Below are 24,352 nucleotides of genomic sequence, written 5' to 3' on the forward strand. Positions count from 1 at the left end.
TGCCGTGCCCCCGCAGCCGAGGCGGCAGCCCAGCCGCATCGCGAGACGGAAGTTGACCACCGCTCCGCCGGCAGGCTTCAATCATCTGGTGACCACGCGACTTCTGGACCCGCTGTGCTGGCGGCGCCTCCACATCGACCTCATGCGCGTCACCACCGTCATCTGTTGACGGACTGAGCGCCCCGGAGCATCGACGCTCCCATGGGCGCCTGCGGTGCCTCACCGCTCCCGCCCCGGCCGGGTCCGGACCGTGTTCGAGCATGTTCGGACGACCGGAACCCCTGGCGCATCCGCACACCCCGGCCCACGGCCCCGGTGTCACCGACCGCCCTCCTCCCGCCACCGCGAGCGCACCCTGTCCGCCGGTCACCCCCGACCAGCCCCGAGGTGCACACCCGGTGCTCCAGCCACCAAGGACTCCCATGAACTCCTCCTCCCCCCGTTCGACGGACACCGCCGGCTCCCCGAGCTCGACGCAGTCGGCCATCCAGGATCGGATCGCGCAGCAGCGCGCCGGACGCCGCCGCGGCATGATCATCGCCGCGATCATCGCGGTGCTCGCCCTCGTGGCCGTCGGCGTCTTCGTCCTCACCCAGCGCTCGGGCGACTCCGCGGGTGCCGGTGGGGCAGGCGAGCTCACCAGGCTGCGGATCGGGGACACCGCGCAGAGCGACTACCAGGACGCCATCGTCGAGGTCGGGCGGGAGAACGGCCTCGACCTCGAGTTCATCAACTTCGACGACCCCTACCTGCCGAACACCGCTCTGCTCGAGGGCGAGGTCGACGCGAACGCGTTCCAGCACATCGCGTGGCTCAGCTCGTTCAACAGCGAGAACGACTCCGACATCACGCCGCTGTTCTCGACGAACATCTCCCAGTGGGGTCTGTACTCCTCCACCGTCGACGACGTCGAGGAGCTCCCGGACGGGGCGCGGATCGCGATGCCGGACGACCCGTCGAACTTTTCGCGCGCGCTCTTCATCCTGCAGAGCGCCGGACTGCTCGAGATCAGCGACGAGGAGGGCTTCTACCCCACCGAGGAGCAGATCACCGCGAACCCCAAGAACATCGAGTTCACCCGGCTCGCCCACGAATCCGTGCAGACCGCGTACGAGGACCCGTCCGTGGACGGCGTCGTCGTCGGCACCGATGACTTCGACCCCGCGCTCGGCATCACCGTCGACGATGCGCTCCAGGCCGAGGACCCCGAAGCGGCCTCCTCGGTCCCGTACACGATCATCGTCGCCACGATGCCCGACCGCGCCGAGGAGCCCGTGTGGGAGCAGCTCGAGGCGACGTACCGCGATCAGCGGGTCATCGATGCGTTCAACGAGGAGAAGCGCGGACAGGCGTCCTACGTCGAGCGGCCGCGCGAGGACCTGCTCGACGCGCTCGAGGAGCTCGACGGGGCCCGCGCATCGTGACCGATCGGATCGTGCTCACCGACGTCGCCAAGACGTTCGCCGGTCCGCAGGGCGGGGAGACCGCGGCCCTCGACGGGGTGAGCCTGAGCATCGCCGCCGGGGAGATCTTCGGACTCATCGGGCGCTCCGGGGCCGGCAAGTCGACGCTGCTGCGGATGATCAACGCGCTCGAGCGACCCACCTCGGGCACGGTCGAGGTCGACGGCGTCGACCTCGCCGGGGTCACCGGGGAGCGGCTGCGGCGCCTGCGCCACGGCATCGGGATGGTGTTCCAGCAGTTCAACCTCATGAACTCGCGCACGGTGTACGGCAACATCGCCGTGCCCCTGCAGCTCGCGGGGATGAAGGAGGCGCAGATCTCCGCCCGCGTGAGCGAGCTGCTCGACTTCGTGGGGCTCGGAGACAAGGCCTTCGTCAAGCCGCGGCAGCTGTCCGGCGGGCAGAAGCAGCGGGTGGGCATCGCGCGGGCGATCGCCAACCGGCCCTCGATCCTCCTGTCCGACGAGGCGACGAGCGCGCTCGACCCGCAGACCACCGGCGACATCGTCGACCTGCTGCGCTCGGTCAACGAGGAGTTCGGCATCACCATCGTCGTCGTCACGCACGAGATGGACGTCGTGAGCCGGCTCGCGGACCGGGTGGCGATCCTGTCGGCCGGGCGGGTCGTGGAGACCGGGGAGATCCAGCAGATCCTGTCCCGGCCCGCGCACCCGGTGACCGCGGGGCTCGTCGAGTCCTACACGCGGACCGCGCTCACCGAGGCGGAGAAGACGCAGCTGCGCGGCGAGTTCACCGACCACCGGATCTCGGTGACGGTCGACGACACCGTCGTCGGCACCCCGGTGCTGTCCCGGCTCGCGCGCGAGCACGCGGTGGACTTCTCGATCATCCAGGGCGGGGTGGCGCGCGTGAAGAACCACCCCTACGGCCAGCTCAGCCTCGCCCTCTACGGCGAGGACTGGGCGGTCGAGGCGTTCGTCGCCGAGCTCGGTGCGCAGGCGGAGGTGATCCGCTGGTGATCGACTTCGGAACCGTCGTCCCCAAGGTCGCCGATGCGCTCTTCGAGACGCTCTACATGGTCACTGCGGCGTTCCTCATCGCCGCCGTCGTCGGGCTCTCGCTCGGCATCTTCCTGTTCGCCACCCGGCCGGGCCAGATCCTCGGCAACCGGGCGGTCCACTTCGTCCTCAACTTCGTCGTCAACATCTTCCGCCCGATCCCGTTCATCATCCTGCTCGTCGCGCTCACCCCGGTGACGCGGGCGATCATCGGCACGAGCATCGGCCCGAGCGCGGCGATCCCGCCGCTCGCGATCGCCGGTGCGATGGGCATCGCGCGGGTCGCGGAGTCCAACCTCGTCGCCGTCGATCCCGGTGTCGTCGAGGCCGCCGAGGCGATGGGCGCCCGACCGCTCCACATCCTCTTCGGGTTCGTCGTGCGCGAGGCGTTCGGCCCGCTGCTCCTGTCGCTGACCTTCATCTCGATCGCGCTCATCGACGCCACGGCGGTCGCCGGGGCGGTGGGCGGCGGCGGTCTGGGCAACCTCGCGCTGACCTACGGCTACCAGCGGTTCGACTGGGCGGTGATGGCGCTCATCATCATCGTGCTCATCGTGCTGGTGCAGTGCGTCCAGTTCTTCGGGAACTGGATCGCGAAGAGATTCATCGACTAGGAGACCCATGTCCCACCCCGACAGCACCGCATCCACCGGCACCTCGCCCGCACGCACCCGGCTGCCCGGCGGCAGCTCCCTGCTCTCCGGCCTGCCGGGCCGGCAGGGGTTCGGGGACGCCAGCCTGATCCGGGTGGGCGAGGGCAGCATCAACCTCGGCGGCGGCAACCCGGACAGGTCCCTCCTCCCGGTCGACCTCTACCGCGAGGCCGTCCACGCCCTCATGGATTCCCCCGGGTACGGCGAGCGGCTGGGCTACGTGCCGGCGGCGGGCACGCCGTCGTTCCGGGCGCTCCTCGCCGAACGCGAGGGTGTGTCCCCGGACCGGATCATCGTCACCAGCGGCGGCATCAACGGCCTCGCACTCGCGGTGCTCGGCACCCTGGATCCAGGGGACACGATCGTCGTCGACGATCCGATCTTCCCGCTGTTCCTCCGCGTCCTCGACCTCGTGCCGGGCGTGCGGGTCGTGCCCGTCGGGGTGGAGGCCGACGGTCTCGACGTCGACGCGCTCGAGGCGCACCTCGCCGCCGGGGTGCGCCCGCAGGCGGTCTTCACCGTGCCGACCTTCCACAACCCCAACGGCGCGGTGCTGTCCGCCCAGAAGGCGCAGCGCCTCGCCGCGCTCGCCGAGCGCTGGGGGTTCATGGTGTTCGCCGACGACCCCTACCGGGAGCTCGCCTTCCCTGGGGCCGAGGTGCCCGCCGCCTCGTGGATCCGCGACAGCGAACACGTGATCGGGGTGAACACCTTCTCCAAGACCCTGGGGCCGGCGCTGCGGCTGGGGTACACCGTCGTCCCGTCGGCGCTCGCGGAGCAGTACGTCAAGCTCCGCAACCGGCTCGACGGGCAGGCGAGCGGGGTGCTCCAGGACATCGTCGAGCGGATCGTCGGCCGGCCGGAGTACGCACAGGCCAACGCCGCCGCGGGCGCGGTGTACGCGCAGAAGGCCCGGGCGCTGCTCGACGCGCTGCACCGCGAGCTGCCGGGTGCGCTCGACATCATCGAGCCGCAGGGCGGCTTCTTCCTGTGGGGCCGGTTCCGCGACCAGGAGGCCGACTTCGCGGCCCTGTTCGACGCCGCGCAGGACGAGGGACTCGTCTACCAGCGCGGTGAATGGTTCGGGGTGACCCCGACGGCCGGGGCGCGCGGTGCCGATGCGGGCGCGGGCGGTGCGGCTGACGCGGACGGTGTCGCTGGCGCGGGCGGTGTGGCTGGCGCGGCGGATCACGGCATCGGCGGGGATCCGGCGCGCACCCGCGGGGCCGTGCGCCTGACCTTCGCCGAGCTCGAAATCCCGACGCTCGAGGAGGGCGCCGCCCGCCTCGGCCGCGCCTGGCGCCGCATCCACGGCTGAGGACGCACGCGGCAACGCAGCCGGTCCTTCCGGGGGCCGGTCCGGGGCCGGTTCGGGCGCCGGTGCTTCCGAGGACGATTCCGTGCGACAGCACCGTTCCGCAGTCACCCCAGTGCGGTTACGGACGAGTATCCGCACTGAGGTGCACCGGGAACCGGCAGACCGCACAGGATCGCCCCGGGAACCAGCAGACCGCGCTGGGGTGCACCGGGAGCGCCGGCTTCCCGTACCCCAGCGGCAGAGAGCCGGGCACGCGCCCTCAGAACAGCTGGCGGAGGTTCGCCTTGGCGAGGTCGATGAGCTCGTCGCCGCGGCCGCTCATCACGGTGCGGATCGCGTAGAGCGCGAAGCCCTTGGCCTGCTCCGCCGTCACTCTCGGCGGCATCGACAGCTCCTGCTGCTCGGTGACGACGTCGAGCAGGGCGGGTCCGTCGTGGGCGAGGAACTCTTCCACGGCTGCCGGCAGGTCCTGCGCCGATTCGACGCGGATCCCGCGGATCCCGACCGCCTCGGCGACGCGGGCGAAGTCCGGGTTCTTCAGGTCCGTGCCGAAGTTGACGTAGCCGGCGGCCTTCATCTCGAGCTCGACGAAGTTGAGCGAGGAGTTGTTGTACACCACGGTCTTCACCGGCAGCTCGTTCTGGGTCAGGGTGATAAGCTCGCCGAGGAGCATCGCGAGTCCCCCGTCGCCGGCGAGCGCGATGACCTGCCGGTCCCGGTCGGTGGCCTGGACGCCGACGGCCTGCGACACCGCGTTCGCCATCGACCCGTGGGTGAACGACCCGATGAGCCGGCGGCGCCCGTTCATCGTGAGATAGCGGGCCGCCCACATCACCGGGGAGCCGACGTCGGGGAGGAACACCGCATCGTCCGCGGCCGCCTCGTCGATGAGCCGGGTGAGGTACTGCGGGTGGATGGTGCGCTTGGTCGGCCCGGCGAGCTCGTCGAGCTTCTTCCGGGTCTTCGCGTAGTGCTTGGTCATCGTGTCGAGGTGCTTGCTGCTCGTCTTGGCCGTGAGCCGGGGCAGCAGGGCCTCGATGGTCTCGGAGACCCCGCCGACGAGCGGGATGTCGACCGGGGTGCGCCGCCCGATCTGCTCCCCGCGGATGTCGACCTGCACGACCGTGGCGTCGCCCGGATAGAACTGCGGGTAGGGCAGGTCGGAGCCGAGGACCAGCAGCGTCTCCGCCTCCATCATCGCGCGGTAGCCCGAGGCGAAGCCGAGCAGCCCGGTCATCCCGACGTCGAAGTGGTTGTCGTACTCGACGTGCTCCTTGCCGCGCAGGGCGTGGACGATCGGCGCCTGCAGGGTCTCCGCGATCGCCAGCAGCTCCGCATGGGCACCGGCGGTGCCGGCTCCGGCGAGGATCGTCACGCGCGAGCACGTGTTGAGCGCCTCGGCGGCGAAGTCGAGCTGCGACTCGGCAGGGATGACGCGGGAGGGGTGGGCGGTGATCACCTCGGGTTCGGCGTCGAGCTGCGCCTGCAGGACGTCCCCGGAGACCACGAGCACGGCGACACCGCGCTTCTCGAGCGCCTCGCGCATGGCGATGCGGAGCAGCCGGGGCATCTGGTCGGCCCGGGTGACGTGCTCGACGTAGACGCTGCACTCGCGGAACAGGTCCTGCGGGTGGGTCTCCTGGAAGTACCCGGTGCCGATCTCGGAGCTCGGGATGTGCGCGGCGATCGCGAGGACCGGCACGCGCGAGCGCTGGGCGTCGAACAGGCCGTTGATGAGGTGGAGGTTGCCCGGCCCGCAGCTGCCCGCGCATACCGCGAGCCCGCCGGTCATCGCCGCCTCGGCCGAGGCGGCGAAGGCGGCCGCCTCCTCGTGCCTGACGTGGACCCAGCCGAGGCGGGGGGGGGGGCTTAGGGCATCGGTGAAGGCGTTGAGGGAGTCCCCGGGGAGGCCGTAGACGCGTTCCACGCCGCTCTCGGACAGGGTTTCGACGATGTTCTCGGACACGGTGGCCATGACGCGATCCTTCCGTGCACCGCGGAGGCGGCTGACCGCCGGGCGGTGCGGTGTCGGGTGTGATGCTGCATGATCGAGTCTATGCCCGGTGGGCGGCGCCGGATCCAGGCGCCGGGGCCCGTGGGGTGGAGGCCGGACACGGTATCGGGCTCAGCTGTAGGAAGGCTTCTGCACCCCGGTGACGGTGGTGAGGAGGAATACGGAGTCCTCCAGCGCGAGCACCGAATGGCGCTCGTGGGTGAGGATCCACAGCTCACCCGAGCCGAACTCGCCCTGGACATCGGCCTCGAGCTCGACGCGGATCCGACCCGTGAGCACCTGGATACTCGCTGCCGGCGGTGAGTTGTGGGCGGGCAGCCGAGTTCCTGCGGTCAGCGCGAGGATCGTCTGACGCAGCTCCCCGTCGTGGGCGATAAGTTCGGCACTCCGACCGCGTTCATCGGTGCGCGCGGTGTCGAGATGGGCGGCGGTGAGTGCGGTGAGGTCGGCCATGACTTCCCTTTCGGGGGATCGGGTGGGGTGCGGGGATCGCTGATCCTCAGCCTACGGGAGACCGGTCCCCGGTGCGGTCGGAGTGAGGACGACCGGCACCGCGGAGTACCCGCCGGTCGGTGCCTGCGACCGGACCGGGGCGGCCTCGTGATCGAGAGCGATCTCCGAGAAATGTGCTAGAAGCTCGGAGACAATCACCCGCAGTTCCATCGTCGCGAGCGCGCGGCCCGGGCACACGTGCGGCCCGGTCCCGTAGACGAGGTTGGCCGAGGAGTTCCCGGCCGGATCGAAGGCGTCTGGGTCAGCGAACAGCTCCTCGTCCCGGTTCGCTGATGTCCAGTCGAGCACGACCCGCGCCCCGACCGGCAGGTCAGCATCGCCGAGCTTCACCGGGCACGTGGTCACCCGCCGGTTGGACACGAAGGGGTCATCGATGCGGAGGATCTCGTCGAGGATGGCGTCGAACTCCGCCTCCGGCACCCCGCCGCGCAGCTGTGTCTGGATCTCCGGGTGCGCGGCGAGGAATTCGACGACGACACCGGTGCTCAGGGCAAGAGAGCCGAGGTCGCCGCCGGTCCAGTTGCGCAGCACGGACACGATCTCCTCGTCGCGCAGCGGACGGCCGAGTTCCGTGTCATGGATGAGCTCCGTGGTGACGTCGGCCGGTGCGCCCGCGCCCGCGGCCCGCCGCGGGCGGATCTCCGTGAGGATGATCGAATCGAAGTCGGCCGCCACCGCTGCGGTCTCCTCGGGACTGCCCGACTGGGTCGCGCGTCGGTTCTCCTCCATCCAGGCGAGCAGGCGCTCCTCCTGCGTCTCCGACCACCCGAGCCAGCGGATCTGGGCACGGACGGCGAACACCGCGCCGATGTCCCCGACCGCATCGCACCGGAGGACGGCCGGGCGTTTCTGTACGCCGGCTGCCAGCCCCGCGCACAGTTCGCGTGCTGTGGCGCGGACGTGGGGCTCGAGGTCCGCCACCCGCTCCGGGGTGAGATACCGGTCGACGAGCCGACGGACCGCGGTATGCGCGCTGCCGTCGAGACCGTTCGGGAGCTGCAGGTGGGCTGATACTGCTGAAGAGAAGACCTGTGGATCGCATGCTGCCGCCACCACATCGGTGTGCCGGAGCAGCACGGACATGCCGTTCGCTGCACGTGCGACGCGCACCCCACCCCGGCGCAACGCATCCGTGACAGCACGCGGGTCCGTGCCGTCCTGAGTCGTATCGGGCAGTCGGCCGCCGTGCTCAGAAATCGATCTTCTCCCAGCCCCGGCGCTGCGGCTGCCGGATCTCGTCCTTCGACCGGTACACGATGTACGGTCGGGTGACGTAACCCAGCGGCACGGTGAACACGTGGACCAGCCGGGTGAAGGGCCACAGCGCGAACAGCAGGATCGCCGCCATGACGTGCACCTGGAATCCGGGAGGGGCTGCCGCCATGAGGCCGGCGTCGGGCTGGAAGGCCCAGAACTGCCGGAACCACACTGAGATCCCCTCGCGGTAGTCGTAGTGGCCGAGCGCGGACTCGACGATCGTCGAGTACGTGCCGGCGAGGATGACGAGGGCGAGCATGAAGTACATGAGCTTGTCGAGCTTGGTCGTCGCCCCGAACACCCGCTTATTCGTGCGCCGGCGGAAGATCAGAATCGCGAGTCCGCCCACCGTCGCGATCGCGGCGCCCAGGCCGATGGTGATCGCCATGAAGTGGTAGCGGGCGTCGGTGATGCCTACCGCTTCGGTCCAAGACTTGGGGATCCCCAGGCCCACCGCGTGCCCGAAGAACACCGCGATGATCCCGTAGTGGAACATCGGGGAGGCGATCCGCAGGAGCTTCGACTCGTAGATCTGGCTCGAGCGCGTGGTCCAGCCGAACCGGTCGTAGCGGTAGCGCCAGATGTGACCGAGGATGAAGACCGCGAGGGCCAGGTACGGGATGATGATCCACAGCAGGGTGTCGAGAGCGGATGGCGAACTCATGGCTGCAGGCCTTTCACGTCACTGAGCGGGATGAATGCGGGTTGGGCACCGGATCCCGGGGCAGCGGAGAAGCCCCCCGCCACCGGGCCGCACGACCCCTGCCCCGGAGCCTCGGGGGCCGAGCTGTAGGGCTCCGGCGCCCCGGACGAGGCCGCCGCCGTGGCGTACGGGGTCATGTCCGCCGGGGGCATATCGGCCGAGCCGTCCCCGTAGCCGGCGAGCCCGACGAGTTCCTCCTCGGGTCCTTCGGCCGCGAGCCGCTGAACGGCGTGGATGTCATCGCCGTCGAGGGCCGGCAGGGTGGCGCAGACTGCGCGCAGCACCCCGGCCCATGGGGAATCGATGTCGATGAGGTGGAGCCGCAGGAGCTCGATGCCGGCCCGGTTGGCCAGGAGGATCGATGCGCCGCGGTGCACGTCGTGCGCCGCCCCGAACTCGAGGACGTAGGCGAGGTGGTCGGGGAGCTCGTCCTCGGACACCTCGAGCGCGGCTTCCCGGTAGGCGTTCTTGATGTCGAGCAGCGCCATTCCCCGCTTGCGGGTGTCGCCGTTGGCGAAGTACGTGAGGTAGAGGCAGCCGCGGCGGCGCGTGTCGAAGGTCTCGACGTACTCGGCGCAGATCTCCACCGGATCGCCCGACCGCAACCGCTCGACGACTGCCAGAAGGTCGGTGGCGACCCCCTCCGGCAGACCGGCGGCGACCTCCGCGATGACGTCGAGGCGCTCGTGCACCTCGGCACCGGGGTACCCGATGAGCCATGAGGCGCACATCCAGACCGCACGCACCTCGTCGTCGGTGAGCGGCACCTGGGTCTCGAGCGAACCCGCGGCCGCACGCTGCGATTTCTCCCGCCATTTCTTCCCGAACTTCAGGGGCACCCACATGTCAGGCTCCCTGCGGGCGCGGGAACAGGCCCTCGGGCCTGCCCGAACCGTTCCAGTTGAGGAGGTTGATCCGGCCCTTGAGCCGCGAACGGCCCGGGTCGTCGTACTTGATGCCGTCGCCCTGCAGTCCGGGGATGTCCTCCATGCCGGGCCCACCGTCGAAGTTGAGCGGGCAGTCGGAGCCGATCCCCTCGAGGCTGTGCGCCTGCTCGGAGTGCCCCGCCGGGATGACGTAGCGCTCGTCGTACTTGGCGAGCGCGAGGAGCCGGTACATCTCCTCCATCGTCTCGCCGTCCATCCCCACGGAGTGCGGGATCGCTTCGTTCCCCTCGGAGCCGAGGTTGATGTCGCGCATGTACGAGCGCATCGCCGCCATCCGCCGGAGCACATCCGACACGATGTCGACGTCGCCGGCGGTGAAGAGGTTCGCGAGGTACTCGATCGGGATCCGCAGCTCCTCGATCGCGGCGAACAGGTTGATCGAGTCCTCCGCGTCGTAGCCCGTGCCCTTGACCACGTCGACCACCGGCGACAGCGGCGGGATGTACCAGACCATCGGCATTGTCCGGTACTCCGGGTGCAGCGGGAGCGCGACCTGGTACTCCTTGATGAGCTTGTAGATCGGCGAGCGCTGGGCCCCCATGATCCAGTCGTAGGGGATCCCGGCGTGCTCGGCAGCCTCCATCACCTCGGGGTCGAACGGGTCGAGGATGAGATCGCGCTGCGCGGCGTAGAGGTCCTTGTCGTCGGGCACCGAGGCCGCGGCCGTCACCTGATCCGCGTCATAAAGGACGAGGCCGATGTAGCGCAGGCGCCCCACGCAGGTCTCCGCGCACACGGTCGGTTCGCCGTTCTCGATCCGCGGGTAGCAGAACGTGCATTTCTCGGCTTTGCCGGTCTTGTGGTTGAAGTAGATCTTCTTGTACGGGCAGCCGGACACGCACATCCGCCAGCCCCGGCAGCGCTCCTGGTCGACGAGCACGATGCCGTCCTCCTCGCGCTTGTAGATCGCACCGGAGGGGCAGGAGGCGACGCAGGACGGGTTGAGGCAGTGCTCGCAGATGCGCGGGAGGTAGAACATGAAGGTGTCCTCGAACTCGAGCTTGACCTTCTCCTCGATGCCCTTGAGCATCGGGTCCTTGTCCTTGTTCGCATAGGTGCCGCCGAGGTCGTCGTCCCAGTTGCCCGACCACTGGATGTCCATCCGTTTGCCGGTGAGCAGGGACTTGGGCGGGGCGGTCGGGATGTGCTGTTGCTCGGGGGCGTTGAGGAGGTTGTCGTACTCGTAGCTCCACGGCTCGTAGTAGTCCTCGATGCCCGGCATCTTCGGATTGGAGAAGATGCTCGCGAGCTTGCTGAACTTGCCGCCGCCCTTGAGCTTGAGCTTGCCCGAACTGCTGAGCGCCCAGCCGCCCTTCCACTTATCCTGGTCCTCGTAACCGCGCGGGTAGCCCTGACCGGGCCGCGTCTCGACGTTGTTGAACCAGATGTACTCGGTGCCCTTGCGGTTCGTCCACGCCTGCTTGCAGGTGACCGAACACGTGTGGCAACCGATGCACTTGTCGAGGTTCATCACCATCGCCATCTGCGCCATGATTCTCACTGCCATGCCTCCTGTCAGTACTCGACGTTCTGGTCGGTGCGCCGGCGGATCACAGTGACCTCGTCGCGCTGGTTGCCGGTCGGTCCGTAGTAGTTGAACGCGAACGACAGCTGGCCGTACCCGCCCACGAGGTGGGTGGGTTTGATCATGATCCGGGTGAGCGAGTTGTGGATGCCGCCGCGCTGGCCGGTGGTCTCCGACAGCGGCACATTCACCGTGCGCTCCTGTGCGTGATGCATGAATGCCGTGCCCTTGGGCATCCGATGCGACACGATCGCGCGCGCCGCCACGGCCCCGTTGCGGTTGACCGCCTCGATCCAGTCGTTGTCGGCGATCCCCACCGCCTCGGCGTCCTCGACGCTCATCCAGATGGTCTGGCCGCCGCGGCCCAGGGACATCATGAAGAAGTTCTCCTGGTACATCGAGTGGATCGCCCACTTGTTGTGCGGGGTGAGGTATCGCACCGTGATCGAAGTGCCGTCAGTGTCGCCGATCATGGGCTCGCCGAACAGCGCATTCATGTCGAGCGGGGGCCGGAACACCGGCAGGCTGTCGCCCATCTCCTGGAACCAGTCGTGGTCGATATAGAAGTGGTAACGCCCGGTCAGGGTGTGCCACGGCTTGAGCCGTTCGACGTTGATGGTGAATGGCGAGTAGCGCCGTCCACCGGTCTCCGAGCCGGACCACTCCGGCGAGGTGATCACCGGTACCGGGGCGGCCTTGGCATCGGCGAAGGACACCTGCTTGCCCTCGTGCTCCGAGGACAGGTCGGCGAGTTTCTGTCCAGTGCGCTTCTCGAGCGTGTGGAATCCCTCGGTGGCCATCAGCCCGTTCGTCGTGCCCGACAGTCCGAGGATGTAGTCTGCGGCCTTCCGGTCGGTGTCGAGCTTGGGCTGGCCCTTCGCGACTCCGCGGCTGACGACCCCGTTGAGCCGCCGCAGCCGTTCGACGTGGTGGTCGACGTCGAACTTGATCCCGCGGGCGTTCATGCCCTGGGACTCGAGCAGCGGGCCGATCGAGGTGTACTTGTCGTGGATCGTCGTGTAGTCGCGCTCGACCTCGACGAGCTTGGGCATCGTCTTCCCTGGGATCGGCTCGCACTCCCCGAACTTCCAGTCGAGCACCCGGCCGTGCGGAGTGTTGACCTCGTCCGGCGAGTCGTGCTGGAGCGGGACGGCGACGATGTCCTTCCGGGTGCCGAGATGGGTGCGGGAGAGCTCGGAGAACTTCTTCGCGATCGCCGCCCAGGTGTCCCAGTCGGTGCGCGACTGCCACGGTGTTGCGATCGCGGGGTTGAAGGTGTTGACGAAGGGGTGCATATCCGTCGTCGACAGGTCGTGCTTCTCGTACCACGTGGCCGCCGGGAGTACGACGTCGCTGTGGAGCGTCGTCGTCGTCATCCGGAAGTCGAGGGTGAGGAGCAGGTCGATCTTGCCGATCGGCGCCTCCTCGCGCCATCTCACATCGCGCGGCCGGGCCGCCGGTGGGGTCTCCTCGGCGGACACGGTGTTGTCGACCCCAAGGAGATGCTTGAGGAAGTACTGGTCGCCCTTGGCCGAGGAGCCCAGCGTGTTCGCCCGCCACATCGACCATATTCGCGGGTAGTTGTTCGACGCGTCCGGGTCCTCGACGGCGAAGTTGATCGCCCCGTCCTTGAGGCGGTCCACGAGGTAGTCCGCGCTGCCCTGCCCGGTCGCCGCTGCCTCGTCGGTGATGTCGAGAGGGTTCCGGTCGAAGGTCGGGAAGTACGGCTGCCAGCCCAGGCGGGTGGCCTGGGCCACCGCGTCGGCCGTCGCCATCCCGGCGAAGCGGCCCTGGCCGGCACGGGCACTGAGCTTGTCCGCGCCGAACTGATCGTAACGCCACTGGTTGGAGTGCATATACCAGTAGGTCGTCTGCGTCATCTGGCGCGGCGGGCGCGCCCAGTCGAGCGCGTTGGCGAGGTGGAGCCAGCCGGTGAAGGGACGGATCTTCTCCTGCCCGACGTAGTGCGCCCAGCCGCCGCCGTTGACGCCCTGCGTGCCGCACAGAGTGGTGAGGGTGAGGAAGGTCCGATAGGTCTGATCCGAGTGGAACCAGTGATTGGTGCCGGCGCCCATGATGATCATCGAACGGCCCTTCGAGTCCCGCGCGTTCTGTGCGAACTCGCGGGCGATCCGAGCGGCGGCCTGTCCGGGCACACCGGTGATGCGCTCCTGCCAGGCCGGGGTGTTGGGGCTGGAGGCATCGTCGTAACCGGTGGGCCAGTGCCCCGGCAGACCGGGACGACCCACCCCGTACTCGGCGAGAAGGAGGTCGAACACTGTGGTGACGAGCCGGTCGCCGACGCGCCGGACGGGAACCCCGCGCTGCACGGTATCGATCTCGCCCTGCGCGGAGGTGTCGAAGCGCGGCAGGCTGATCGTCACCGTGTCGTCGGCGGTATCGATGAGGCTGAGTGCGGGCCGGATGTCCCCGAGATCGAGGTTCCAGCGGCCCACCCCGTCCTCGGCGTAGCGGTGGCCGAGGGTGCCGTTGGGGATCATGGGGCCATCGGTGGCGGAGTCCCAGAGGGCGGGCTTGAAGTCGGCGTGCTCGGTGTCCGCCTCCGGGGTCGCAGCCGGGCCGAGGTCGGAAGCGACGACGAACTTGCCGGGCCGGTAGGTGCCGTCCTCGCACGCGTCTAGCTCGACGACGAATGGCAGATCGGTGTAACGGCGGACGTAGTCGTCGAAGTACTCCGTCGTCGAGTCGACGAAGAACTCCTTGAGGATGACGTGGCCCATTGACATCGCGAGCGCCCCGTCGGTGCCGGTGGCCGGTGCCAGCCATTCGTCGGCGAACTTGACGTTCTCCGCATAGTCCGGGGCGATCGAGATGACCTTCTGACCGCGGTAGCGGGCCTCGGCCATCCAGTGGGCGTCCGGGGTGCGGGTCAGCGGCACGTTCGAGCCCCACATCATGAGGTAACTCGAGTTCCACCAGTCACCGGACTCCGGGACGTCGGTCTGGTCCCCGAACACCTGCGGGGAGGCCGGCGGGAGGTCGGCGTACCAGTCGTAGAAGGAGAGCATCGAGCCTCCGATGAGCTGGTGGAAGCGGGCTCCGGAGGAGAACGACACCGGGCTCATCGCTGGGATCGGGGAGAAGCCGGTGGCCCGGTCCGGTCCGACGTACTTGACGGTGTAGACGTAGGCGGCGGCGGCGATCTCGACGGCTTCGTCCCAGGTGGCGCGCACGAGCCCGCCCTTGCCGCGCACCGACTTGTAGCGGCGCGACTTCTCCGGGTCCTCGACGATCGACTTCCAGGCGAGCACCGGGTCCCCGCCGTGCTCGCGCTTGGCCTCGCGGAACATCCGCATGAGCGCGCCGCGCACATAGGGGTAGCGCACCCGGGTGGGCGAATACGTGTACCAGGAGAAGGATGCGCCGCGGGGGCAGCCGCGCGGCTCGTACTCGGGCATGTCCGGCCCGGCGCTCGGGTAGTCCGTGGCCTGGGACTCCCAGGTGATGAGCCCATCCTTGACGTAGACCTGCCAGGAGCAGGAGCCGGTGCAGTTGACGCCGTGGGTAGAGCGCACGACCTTGTCGTGCGCCCAGCGGTTGCGATAGAACGAGTCGCCGTGCCGCCCGCCGGCATGGTGGATCTCGCGATTGTCCTCGGAGACGTCGGCACGACGGCTGAAGAATTTCCGAGTCCCGATGAGCGCGTCCATGAGCGGGTTGTCGATCCCGCCGGTGCGCGGTGCGGATGTGCGGTCGTCGATGGTCATGCCTGTACCTCCTGCGGATCGGTCTGCGGTCGAGCGGATCGTGTCCCGGTCATGGTTCCACCGTTTCGGCGGCGGTCCTGCGTCGCGCGTCGCGGCTTACCCACAGGCTGATGAGCAGAGCGATGACGGTGCACAGCGCAAGAAGCACGAGCCCGAAGCTGTAGGTCCCCTGAGCCGCCCACAGGGAGCCGAGGAGGAGCGGTGGGACGAAGCCGCCGAGCCCGCCGGCGGCACCGACGAAGCCGGTGATCGACCCCACCTTGGCGGGGTCGCTCGTCTGCGCGATGAGCGCGAAGGTCGCGCCGGATCCGAGTCCCAGGCCGATCGCCATGACGAGGAAGCAGCCGGTGCCGATGGGCATGAGCGGCGGGTCGAACACGAGAATCACCGCGCACAGGATGACGAGGCCGTAAGCGATCACGAGCGTGGTGACCGCACCGATCCGGTCGGACAGGATGCCGCCGACCGGCCGCATGACCACCGCGGCGATGACGAATCCGGCCATCCGCAGCGAGGCATCGCTCGCCTCGAGGCCGTAGGCGTTGATGAGGTACGTGGGCAGGTAGACGGAGAACGCGACGTAGCCGCCGAACGATAGGGCGTAGAGGTAGCAGGCCTGCCAGGTGAGCTTGATCCGTGCGGTGTCCGCGAGCTGCGCGACGAGGTTCTTGCGCGAGGGCGACCAGTCGGGGGAGTTGCGCATGAGGAGGTAGGCGACGATCGCGTAGACGAGCAGGACCGCTGCGGCGATGATGAACGGCAGCCTCTCCCCCACGGTGTAGAGCGGCACTGTGGTGAACGCGGCGATCGCGGTGCCGCCCATGCCCATGCCGTAGATGCCGATTGCGGAGCCGCGGCTCTCCTTGGGGAACCACGAGTTGACGTAGGGGACGCCGATCGCGAACGAGGTGCCGGCGACGCCGAGGAAGAATCCGCCGACGATGAGCGTGACGTAGGTGTACTGGCCGACAAAGCCGATGAACAGCACCGGGACGATGGTGATGAGCGAGACGAGCGGCATCATCAGCCGGCCGCCGAACCGGTCGGTCAGCGCACCGACGAGGATCCGGCCGAGCGAACCGACGAGCACCGGGATCGCGACGATGAGGGCCGCGTCATCGGCCAGGCCGCGATCGACGAAGATCGGGCCGAGGGGGCTGATGAGCGACCAGGCCCAGAAGTTCACGGCGAAGCCCAGCGTGGCGAGGATGAGCGCGGTGGTGCGCTGTCCGCTGGTGACGATCGATGGGGCCGTCTGCGACATTCCGATCTCCTAGTCCTCACGGAGAGTGGGTGCAACCGTGCATGGATTCACATGGTCTTCCCAGATACCCCGCACTGAACCACAGCCGGGGGGCGGCCACAAGGGTGCAGGGGCGTGCGGAAGGTGAACAGTATCCTCCGCATCCGTCCAGGTCATCGTTCTCACCCGGGAACTCGCGGATGGTGGGCATTCGGGAGATCGGCGGACGGGTGGGCGCTTTCGGTGCCGATCGCTCTCGGAACCGGGATTCCTCACATCTCTGTGTTCTAAGTCACCCGCCCCGTTCGGCGACCGCACCCCGGAACGGCCCGGTGGGGTCTCGGACCTCAGAGGTCGATGCGCATCCCGGGTTCGATTCGTCGCGCCCAGGCCTCGATGCCGCCGGCGACGTCGTGAACGACGTACCCGCGGGCACTGAGCGCGGCGGCCGCGCGCGCGGACCGGGCACCGGAGCGGCAGTGGACGAACACCTCGGCCCCGCTGGGCGTCGGCAGGTCCTCCCCGGCGAGGATCCGGTCGAGCGGCACGAGGCGCGCGCCGGGGATCGCGGCCGCCGCGTGCTCGCCCGGTTCGCGCACGTCGAGGAGCGCGAAGTCGCGGGCCCCGGCATCCCGCTCCCCGAGTGCTGCGGCGAGCTGCTCGACGGTCACGAGGGAGCGGATCCCGGCGCCGACCTCGGCCGCGGCGGCAGGCCGGTGGACGTCGGGGTTCGCGGCGAGCGGCACGGGCTCCCAGGTTCCGGTGCGCATGTCGTGGACGAGGACGGTGCCGATGAGCGGTGTGCCGTACCCGAGGACGAGCTTGATCACCTCGGCGGCCATCGCGACGCCGAGGACGCCGGGCACCACGCCGAGCACGCCGCCCTCCGCGCAGGACGGCACGCTGCCCGGCGCGGGGACGTCGGGGTAGAGGTCCCGGTAGACGGGGCCGCGTCGGGCGTCGAACACGCTGAGCTGCCCGCCCGCGCCGAGCACCGCGCCCCACACATGCGGGATCCCGAGGACGGTGCAGGCGTCGGATACGAGGTAGCGGGTCTCGAAGTTGTCGGAGCCGTCGAGCACGATGTCGTAGCCGTCCAGCACGTCGAGCACGGTGTCCCGGCTCAGGCGCTCACGGTGGGTGGCGACGGTGATCTCGGGGTTGAGAGCGGTGAGCGCACGGGCGGCGGAGTCGACCTTGGGCCGGCCGATGTCGGCGGTCCGGTGGATGATCTGCCGGTGGAGGTTGCTCAGGTCGACGGTGTCGTCGTCGACGATGCCGAGCGTGCCGATCCCGGCGCCGGCGAGGTAGAGGGCCGCCGGGGCACCGAGGCCGCCCGCCCCGATGCACAGGACGCGGGCGACCCTCAGGCGCTCCTGGCCCTCGGGCCCGACGCCGGGGACGGAGATCTGCCGGTCGTAGCGCCCGGGGCCGGTTGCTGGGCCGGGGCCCGGGTGCTCGTGCGGACCGGCCGCTGACCCGGGGCCGGTCATGCGAGGCCGACCCACGAGTGGTCGCCGCCGGCGTAGTCCTGGCGCTTCCAGATCGGCACCTCGGCCTTGATCGCGTCGACGAGGGCGGCGCAGCACGCGAAGGCCTCCGCCCGGTGCGCCGAGGCCACGGCGACGACGAGCGCGTCCTCGCCGACGTGCAGCGGACCGATCCGGTGTGCGGCGTCGACGCGCACCCCGGGATGCTCCGTAGCGACCCGGGCGACGACCTCGGCGATGATCGCTGCGGCGTCCGGATGGGCTGTGTAGTCGAGGGCGACGACGTCGGTGCGGCCCTCGTCGTGGTTGCGGATGACACCGGAGAACACGACGGCGGCACCCGTCTCCGCGGTCGTCACCGCGGCCTGCGCCGCACGCAGGTCGAGGGGATCGGTGGTGATGCGGGCGGCGACGTACGGTGCCGGGGTGTTCTCACCGGGCCTCGCGGTCGCCTCGGGCGGGGCCGGGTCGGACGCCGACGGGTCGGCAGGGTGCGCACATGGCTGGGTCGGATGCTCGGTCATGCCCGGTTCCCGTGATCGCGGATGTCCTCGATCTGGGCCTGGATGTGGGGCAGGAGCGGGTCGAGCACCGCGATCCCGTCGCGCACGCCGCCGGAGGACCCGGGCAGGGTGACGATGAATGTCCGATCCCGTACACCTGCGACTCCGCGACTGACGACGGCTGTGGGCGTGTGAGCGAGCCCCGCACCCCACAGGGCGTGCATGATGCCCGGCACGGGGTAGTCGAAGAACGGTTCGGTGAGCTGCGGTGTCCGGTCGTCGGGGTTGAGTCCGGTGCCGCCGCTGGTGATGACGATGCGCGGCCGCTCTGTCGGCGGGCACTCTTCGAGGAGGGCGCGGAGCGCTTGGGCCACGGGTTCGCCGTCGGCGACGACGATCGGTGCCGGGCAGTCGTAGCCGCGCCCGGTGAGCCAGTCCACGAGGAGGGGACCGGACCGGTCCTCCGCCTCGCCCGCCGCGGCGGACGTCGAGGCGACGACGACGGCGGCGGTCCGCCCGGCGCCGAACTGCGGATCAGTCGAAGTGCGCACGCGTGCTCCTGTCCCCGGGGTCATGCTCCCCATCGTAGGGGTCATCACAGATCCACGACCTCGACCGCGGTTCCGGCGGGCCGCGGTTCGGGGCCGGCCGGGACGAGAACGAGCACCTCGGCGCGGGCCGCCTCGGCGAGGAGGTGGGAGCTCGTGCCGGGCAGCACGGCCACGCGGCCCGGCGCCTCGGGCACGCGGGTGCCGCGGCGGACCTGCGTCCTGTCGACCAGCGGGGTCACCGCGTCCTCCAGCTGGGCCTGCCGGGCGTGCGGTGCAGAGGTGCCCCATACCTCGGCGAGGGCGGGTGCGAGGAGCAGCACGGCGCTAACCCAGGTGCTCACCGGGTTGCCGGGCAGGCACACGATCGGGGTGCCTCCGCGGAGGACGCCCAGGCCCTGCGGTCCGCCCGGCTGCATCGCGACGGATCCGAACCCCACGTCCGGCTCCGCGGCGAGCGCGGAGCGCACGACCTCGAACCGGCCGGCACTGATCCCGCCGGAGGTGACGACGAGGTCGGGGTCGTGGGCAGCGAGGTCCGCGCGCAGTCCGCTGAGGAAGGCGTGCGGAGCGTCGGCGACGAGACGGGTGGCGCACACCTCGGCACCGAGCCCGGTGAGGGCGACATGGAGGAGTGCGGTGTTCGCGTCGTAGATCCGACCGGCGGGCAGCGGCTGCCCGGGCGGGACGACCTCGTCACCGCCGGTGCACACGAGGACCCGCGGCCGGGCGCGGACAGCGACCTCGGTGCGGCCCAGAGCGGCGAGCACGCCGAGCGCGGCAGCGCCCAGCCGGGTGCCGGCGGTGAGCACGGTGTCCCCGGCGGCGACGTCGCTGCCGGCCGGGCGGACGAACCGGCCGGGAGCCGAGGCGGGCAGTCCGACCTCCGTGACGTCGAAGCGGGCGTCGTCGGTGTCCTCGACGGGTACGACGGTGTCCGCCCCGGATGGCACCGGGGCGCCGGTCATGATCGGCACGGCAGTGCCGGCGGCCAGCGGCGCGGGGACGTGGCCTGCGGCGATGGTCGCGGCGACCGGGAGGCGGCCCGGGGTGTGGGCGGAGGCGGCGGCGAACCCGTCCATCTGGGAGTTGTCGAAGGGCGGCAGCGCGATGTCGGCGATGGCGTCCTCCGCGAGGGAGCGGTGCAGTGCGACGGTGAGCGGCACGGTCTCGGTGCGCGGGGTGCGGACGACGAGTGCCGTGTGGATCGCCGCGCGGTGGGTGTCCAGGCTGCGCGGGGCGTCCCAGGAGGGCGGCTCGTATCGGCGCGACGGCTGGAGCGGTGGCTGCAGGGAGCCTCGGGCGGACCGCCGGGCCGGCCGGGTTTCGCGGACGGCGGCCGGATCCGGCACGTCCCTCGGGTGCGTCTGTCCCATGCCCTCATCCTAGTCCGCGGGCACGCCTCAGGAGCATGATCGCCCGGCGCCGGGAAATCTCGCCCCCTGTACTTCCGTCCTCCGCTCTGTAGACTTGCTGGCATGTCGGTACGACTGGGAACCCCGCGCCTGCGTGAGCAGGCCAACCTCCCCGAGCAGGCCGCGCGCGCGGTCAGCGCGGAGCTCGCGCAGCGCGCCGGCGATGCCCCGGAGACCGGTCCGCTGCGCGACAGCTTCGGGCGTTCGGGCGAGGATCTGCGGATCTCGCTCACCGACAAGTGCAATCTGCGTTGCACGTACTGCATGCCGGCCGAGGGCATGCAGTGGATGCCGCAGTCCGCGCTCCTCTCCCCCGAGGAGATCCTCCGCCTCGTGACGATCGGCGTCCGCGACCTCGGGGTGCGCGAGCTGCGTCTCACCGGCGGGGAGCCGCTCATCCGCCGCGACCTCGAGGAGATCATCGGGCTCGTCCACGCCCGCCATCCCGAGCTCCCGGTGTCGATCACGACGAACGGCATCGGTCTGGCCGAACGGGCCGCCGGCCTTGCCGCCGCGGGCCTGAGGCGCATCAACGTCTCGCTCGACACGATCGACGCGGAGACCTACCGGCGGCTCGCCCGCCGCGACCGCCTGCAGCAGGTGCTCGACGGGATCTCCGCCGCCGTGGCCGCGGGGCTGGCCCCGGTGAAGATCAACGCCGTCCTCATGCGCGGCGTCAACGACGACCAGGCCGCCGACCTCCTCGACTTCGCGCTCGCCCACGACCTCGAGCTCCGCTTCATCGAGCAGATGCCGCTCGACGGCGACCACGGGTGGACGCGGGAGGCGATGGTCACCGCCGCCGAGGTGCGCGCCGCCCTGGCCGCCCGGTACCGACTCGAACCCGACGAGGAGCCGCGCGGCGGTGCTCCGGCCGAACGGTTCGTCGTGCGCGCACCGGACGGCGAGCGGCTGGGCCGGGTGGGGATCATCGCCTCGGTCACGGAACCGTTCTGCGGGGCGTGCACCCGCACCCGGATCACCGCGGAGGGCACCATCCGCTCCTGCCTGTTCTCGCACGAGGAGTTCGACCTGCGCTCGCTGCTGCGCGCGGGCCGGACGGATGCGGAGATCGGCCGCGCCTGGCGGCAGGCGATGTGGCTCAAGCCCCGCGCCCACGGCATGGACCACGCCGGCCTCGACAGCGAGGACTACGTCCAGCCCGAGCGCTCGATGAGCGAGATCGGGGGCTGAGATGACCGCTGAGACGATCACCGTCCGCTACTTCGCCGCGGCCCGCGCGGCCGCCGCCTGCACGCAGGAGGAGCTCGCTCTCGAGGAGCTACCCGCTGCCGTGCCGCTCGACCGGGACGCGTTCGTCCGCGTGCTCGCCGAGCGCCATCCCACCCCGCCGGACGGTGAGCCGGCGCTCGGCGATGTCCTCGCCCAGAGCAGCCTGCTCGTCAGCGGGGTCGCGATGCGCCCGGGCCACACCGTGAGCGCCGGCGACACCGTGGATGTGCTCCCGCCGTTCTCCGGCGGGTGAGGCCGGCGTGAACGAAGGTGCGGACCGGGCGCGGGCGGACGCCGCCGCACCCGAGGTGGCCCACGAGGAGCCGGCAGCTGCGCTCCGCTCCCCCGATGGCCTCGGTGCCGTGGTGCTCGCCGGGGGTCGGTCGAGCCGCCTGGGCGGGGTGCCCAAGCCGCAGCTGCGCATGGAGGGTCCGAGTGTCCCGGCGCGGGGCGGGGAGAGCGCCCCGCGCCGGGACACTCGGACGATGACATCGCGCGCAGAGGCCGATCAGTCCGAGGGGACGGCGGGGCACGGGGAGGCTGCTCCGCCCGGAGGGACGACGCTGCCTGCAGGGACGACCCTGCTCGGCGCGACCCTCGCGGCCCTGCTCGATGCCGGGGTGGGTGCCGGGCGGATCGTCGTCGTGGGCCCCGCAGACGTGCTCGCCGGCTCCGGGTACGAGGCGCGGGGGATCCGGATCGTCCGCGAGAACCCGCCGTTCGCGGGGCCGGTCGCCGGGATCGCCGCAGGCGTCGAGGCGCTCGCCGCGGATGCCGCGCCCGCCGGCCTCGTGCTCACCCTCGCCTGCGACATGCCGGGCGTGGGAGCGGGCATCCGCGCGCTCATGGACGCGGCGGACGCGGGGGGCGAAAGGTCGCTCCGTGCGGTCGGCCGGTCTCTTCGTGCGGTCGGCGGTCACGGAACCCCGCTGCAAGGCCCCGGCCGGTCCACACGGGACGGCGACCAGCCCGCACGAGACGGCGGCCGGTCCTCGGACGTGGGCGCCCGGTCCTCGACAGCCGGTGTCCGTTCTTCGACGGGCGGCGCCGCGACTCACCCCCACCCGCCCGACGCCTGGGTGGGGATCAGCCGCGGCGCCGCGGACGACGGCGGCGACCAGGTGCAGCACCTCCTCGCCCTCCATCGGCTGCCACCGCTCCGCGCGGCACTGCGCGCCCGGGACACCGCCGGCATGTCGGTCCGCCGGCTGCTCTCCGGGCTCGAGGTGGTGCACGTCGAGCTGCCCGCCGGGAGCGCCGATGACGTCGACACCTGGGACGATGCCCAGCGGCTCGGGCTCCGTGCTCCCGCAGGGCACCGAATCTCTGCAGAGCTCGAGGACGCCGCCGGGGAACCGGCCCGGGAGGATCGACGATGAGCGCCGCTCCGCGCTGGGAAGAGGCGGTGTGCCTCGCCGCCGGGATCGCTCCCCTCATGTCCGCCGTCGACCGGCCGCTCGCCGACTGCGCAGGCGCCGTGCTCGCCCGCGACGTCCACGCCCCGATGCCGATCCCGCACTTCGACTCCTCGGCGATGGACGGCTTCGCCGTCGCGGGCCCTCCCCCGTGGGAGCTCGAGGAACCGTCCTCACCCGCTGGGTCGACCGGTGCGGCGCTGCTGCCGGGCCGGGCACGGCGCGTGCTCACCGGGTCGCCGGTGCCGGCGGGCGCCTCGGGCATAATCCGCCGAGAGTACGCCCAGGTGAACGGCGACGACGCGGCGGCGACCGGGCCGGGACGTGCGCGCCTCGACCTCGCGGCCGGCGTCCCGGTCTCCGAGCTCGAGCCCGGCCGGCACATCCGCCGGGCGGGCCGGGAATCCGCGGCCGGGGAGGTGCTCGTGCCCGGCGGCACCGTGCTCTCGCCGGCCCACCTCGCCTATGCGGCGGTCGCCGGCCTCGATGTCCTGCCGGTGCGCCGCAGGCCTCGGGTCGCGCTCATCCAGACCGGGGACGAGGTGCGCACCGCCGGGCGGCCGGACGTCGGCGAGGTGCGCGATGCCTTCGGACCCCAGCTGCCCGCCTACCTCCACCTGCTCGGCGCGGAGCTCGTGTCCCAGGTGCGGATCGGCGACGACGCGGTGGAGACGCGGCGCGCCCTCGAGGCGGTGCTGGTCGGGCGCGTCGCGGGATCCGGCGACGGCATTGATGATGACGCCGCCGAAGGCGGGGAGACCGCGCCGGGCGTCGACCTCGTGCTCACCACTGCCGGGACCGGTCACTCCGCGGCGGATCATGTGCGGCGCGAGGTCGAGGCGATGGCGACTGGGGTGGTGTTCGGGGAGCTCGACATGCGTCCGGGCCACCCGACGATGTGCACCCGGCTGCCCGGCGCGGCGACCTGGCACGTCGGACTGCCGGGCAATCCGCTCGCCGCGATGGTCGCGATGCGCGTCGTCGTCGAGCCGTTCCTCCGCGCTGCGCTCGGCCTGCCGCCGGCCCCCGTGACCCGGGTGCGCCTGGCCGCAGGCGCACCCGCGGCGAAGGTCGAACGGCTCACCCCCGCCCGCCGGGTCACCGACGGGACGGGCAGCGGCAACGCGCACGCTGGGGGTGAGGAGTGGGAGCTGTGCGACCGGACGGGGTCGAACATGCTCCGCGGGCTGTCGCAGGCCGACGGCCTCGTCATCCTGCCCACCCGGGAGGTGGCCCCCGGTGAGGAGGTCGACTGCCTCACCCTGCCGTGGACGGCGCACGGCTGATCCGAGTCCACGATGCACGGCTGGTGGCACTCCCGCGCGGCACCTCGGGAGGTGCCGCGCGGCTCGGTCATGCGCCGCG

General features: G+C 70.9%; 20 protein-coding genes. 8 read left to right on the forward strand and 12 right to left on the reverse strand.

Annotated elements, in window-relative coordinates; translation table 11 throughout:
* Positions 1-422 precede the first annotated feature (422 nt).
* The 4 genes from C1A17_RS09340 to C1A17_RS09355 are packed head-to-tail and all read left to right on the forward strand — an operon-like array spanning position 423 to position 4,453.
* On the forward strand, positions 423-1,424 hold the full coding sequence (locus tag C1A17_RS09340; protein WP_180953272.1) for a MetQ/NlpA family ABC transporter substrate-binding protein: 1,002 nt from the start codon (positions 423-425) through the stop codon (positions 1,422-1,424).
* The gene (locus C1A17_RS09345; protein WP_101652744.1) at positions 1,421-2,443 is read left to right on the forward strand and encodes a methionine ABC transporter ATP-binding protein; all 1,023 of its coding nucleotides are present in this window, start codon (positions 1,421-1,423) and stop codon (positions 2,441-2,443) included. Before C1A17_RS09340 ends, C1A17_RS09345 begins: the two co-directional genes overlap by 4 nt.
* Complete coding sequence (locus C1A17_RS09350) at positions 2,440-3,096, forward strand: methionine ABC transporter permease (protein WP_342750309.1); 657 nt, start codon at positions 2,440-2,442, stop codon at positions 3,094-3,096. The genes C1A17_RS09345 and C1A17_RS09350 overlap by 4 nt, the downstream gene beginning before the upstream one ends.
* 7 nt (positions 3,097-3,103) lie before the next feature.
* Positions 3,104-4,453 carry an aminotransferase-like domain-containing protein gene (locus tag C1A17_RS09355; protein WP_101652745.1) on the forward strand — a complete coding sequence of 450 codons (1,350 nt, stop codon included), beginning with the start codon at positions 3,104-3,106 and terminating at the stop codon, positions 4,451-4,453.
* 259 nt (positions 4,454-4,712) lie between these two features.
* On the opposite strand, the gene poxB is transcribed toward C1A17_RS09355, so the two are convergent.
* The 12 genes from poxB to C1A17_RS09415 all read right to left on the reverse strand — a co-directional run bounded on the left by poxB (position 4,713) and on the right by C1A17_RS09415 (position 20,300).
* Entirely contained in the window at positions 4,713-6,428 is a 1,716-nt protein-coding gene (gene poxB / locus C1A17_RS09360; RefSeq protein WP_101652746.1) for a ubiquinone-dependent pyruvate dehydrogenase, read from the reverse strand.
* Between the two features lie 150 nt (positions 6,429-6,578).
* The gene (locus C1A17_RS09365; RefSeq protein ID WP_101652747.1) at positions 6,579-6,920 is read right to left on the reverse strand and encodes a cupin domain-containing protein; all 342 of its coding nucleotides are present in this window, start codon (positions 6,918-6,920) and stop codon (positions 6,579-6,581) included.
* A 51-nt stretch (positions 6,921-6,971) separates the two neighbouring features.
* Complete coding sequence (locus tag C1A17_RS09370) at positions 6,972-8,033, reverse strand: cytochrome P450 (protein WP_245873624.1); 1,062 nt, start codon at positions 8,031-8,033, stop codon at positions 6,972-6,974.
* A 136-nt stretch (positions 8,034-8,169) separates the two neighbouring features.
* The gene (gene narI, locus C1A17_RS09375) at positions 8,170-8,901 is read right to left on the reverse strand and encodes a respiratory nitrate reductase subunit gamma (RefSeq protein ID WP_101652748.1); all 732 of its coding nucleotides are present in this window, start codon (positions 8,899-8,901) and stop codon (positions 8,170-8,172) included.
* Positions 8,898-9,785, reverse strand: coding sequence for a nitrate reductase molybdenum cofactor assembly chaperone (narJ, locus tag C1A17_RS09380; RefSeq protein ID WP_101652749.1), 888 nt, complete (start codon positions 9,783-9,785; stop codon positions 8,898-8,900). Before narJ ends, narI begins: the two co-directional genes overlap by 4 nt.
* Before the next feature lies 1 nt (position 9,786).
* Positions 9,787-11,388, reverse strand: coding sequence for a nitrate reductase subunit beta (gene narH / locus C1A17_RS09385; RefSeq protein ID WP_101653621.1), 1,602 nt, complete (start codon positions 11,386-11,388; stop codon positions 9,787-9,789).
* 14 nt (positions 11,389-11,402) lie between these two features.
* Positions 11,403-15,140, reverse strand: a complete 3,738-nt coding sequence (locus tag C1A17_RS09390) for a nitrate reductase subunit alpha (RefSeq protein WP_101652750.1) — start codon at positions 15,138-15,140, stop codon at positions 11,403-11,405.
* A 49-nt stretch (positions 15,141-15,189) separates the two neighbouring features.
* Positions 15,190-16,404, reverse strand: coding sequence for a nitrate/nitrite transporter (locus C1A17_RS09395; RefSeq protein WP_101652751.1), 1,215 nt, complete (start codon positions 16,402-16,404; stop codon positions 15,190-15,192).
* Positions 16,405-16,730: 326 nt separating this feature from the next.
* Positions 16,731-17,876 (reverse strand): ThiF family adenylyltransferase, encoded by a 1,146-nt coding sequence (locus C1A17_RS09400; protein WP_101652752.1) that lies wholly within the window; start codon positions 17,874-17,876, stop codon positions 16,731-16,733.
* Positions 17,873-18,397, reverse strand: coding sequence for a molybdenum cofactor biosynthesis protein MoaE (locus C1A17_RS14380; RefSeq protein ID WP_101652753.1), 525 nt, complete (start codon positions 18,395-18,397; stop codon positions 17,873-17,875). Before C1A17_RS14380 ends, C1A17_RS09400 begins: the two co-directional genes overlap by 4 nt.
* Positions 18,394-18,927, reverse strand: a complete 534-nt coding sequence (locus C1A17_RS14385; protein ID WP_245873625.1) for a MogA/MoaB family molybdenum cofactor biosynthesis protein — start codon at positions 18,925-18,927, stop codon at positions 18,394-18,396. Before C1A17_RS14385 ends, C1A17_RS14380 begins: the two co-directional genes overlap by 4 nt.
* Before the next feature lie 44 nt (positions 18,928-18,971).
* Positions 18,972-20,300, reverse strand: a complete 1,329-nt coding sequence (locus C1A17_RS09415) for a molybdopterin molybdotransferase MoeA (protein ID WP_101652754.1) — start codon at positions 20,298-20,300, stop codon at positions 18,972-18,974.
* Between the two features lie 102 nt (positions 20,301-20,402).
* Between C1A17_RS09415 and moaA the strand changes: the two genes are divergently transcribed.
* From moaA to C1A17_RS09435, 4 genes are all read left to right on the forward strand, one after another.
* Positions 20,403-21,533 (forward strand): GTP 3',8-cyclase MoaA, encoded by a 1,131-nt coding sequence (moaA, locus tag C1A17_RS09420; RefSeq protein ID WP_101652755.1) that lies wholly within the window; start codon positions 20,403-20,405, stop codon positions 21,531-21,533.
* A gap of 1 nt (position 21,534) precedes the next feature.
* Positions 21,535-21,825: a MoaD/ThiS family protein gene (locus C1A17_RS09425; RefSeq protein ID WP_245873626.1), complete on the forward strand. Its 291-nt coding sequence runs from the start codon at positions 21,535-21,537 to the stop codon at positions 21,823-21,825.
* A 232-nt stretch (positions 21,826-22,057) separates the two neighbouring features.
* On the forward strand, positions 22,058-22,951 hold the full coding sequence (gene mobA / locus C1A17_RS14565) for a molybdenum cofactor guanylyltransferase (protein WP_245873627.1): 894 nt from the start codon (positions 22,058-22,060) through the stop codon (positions 22,949-22,951).
* The gene (locus C1A17_RS09435; RefSeq protein ID WP_101652756.1) at positions 22,948-24,273 is read left to right on the forward strand and encodes a molybdopterin molybdotransferase MoeA; all 1,326 of its coding nucleotides are present in this window, start codon (positions 22,948-22,950) and stop codon (positions 24,271-24,273) included. Before mobA ends, C1A17_RS09435 begins: the two co-directional genes overlap by 4 nt.
* Positions 24,274-24,352: the final 79 nt, after the last annotated feature.

The sequence above is a fragment of the Brevibacterium ihuae genome (assembly GCF_900184225.1).
Classification (GTDB): Bacteria; Actinomycetota; Actinomycetes; order Actinomycetales; family Brevibacteriaceae; genus Brevibacterium; species Brevibacterium ihuae.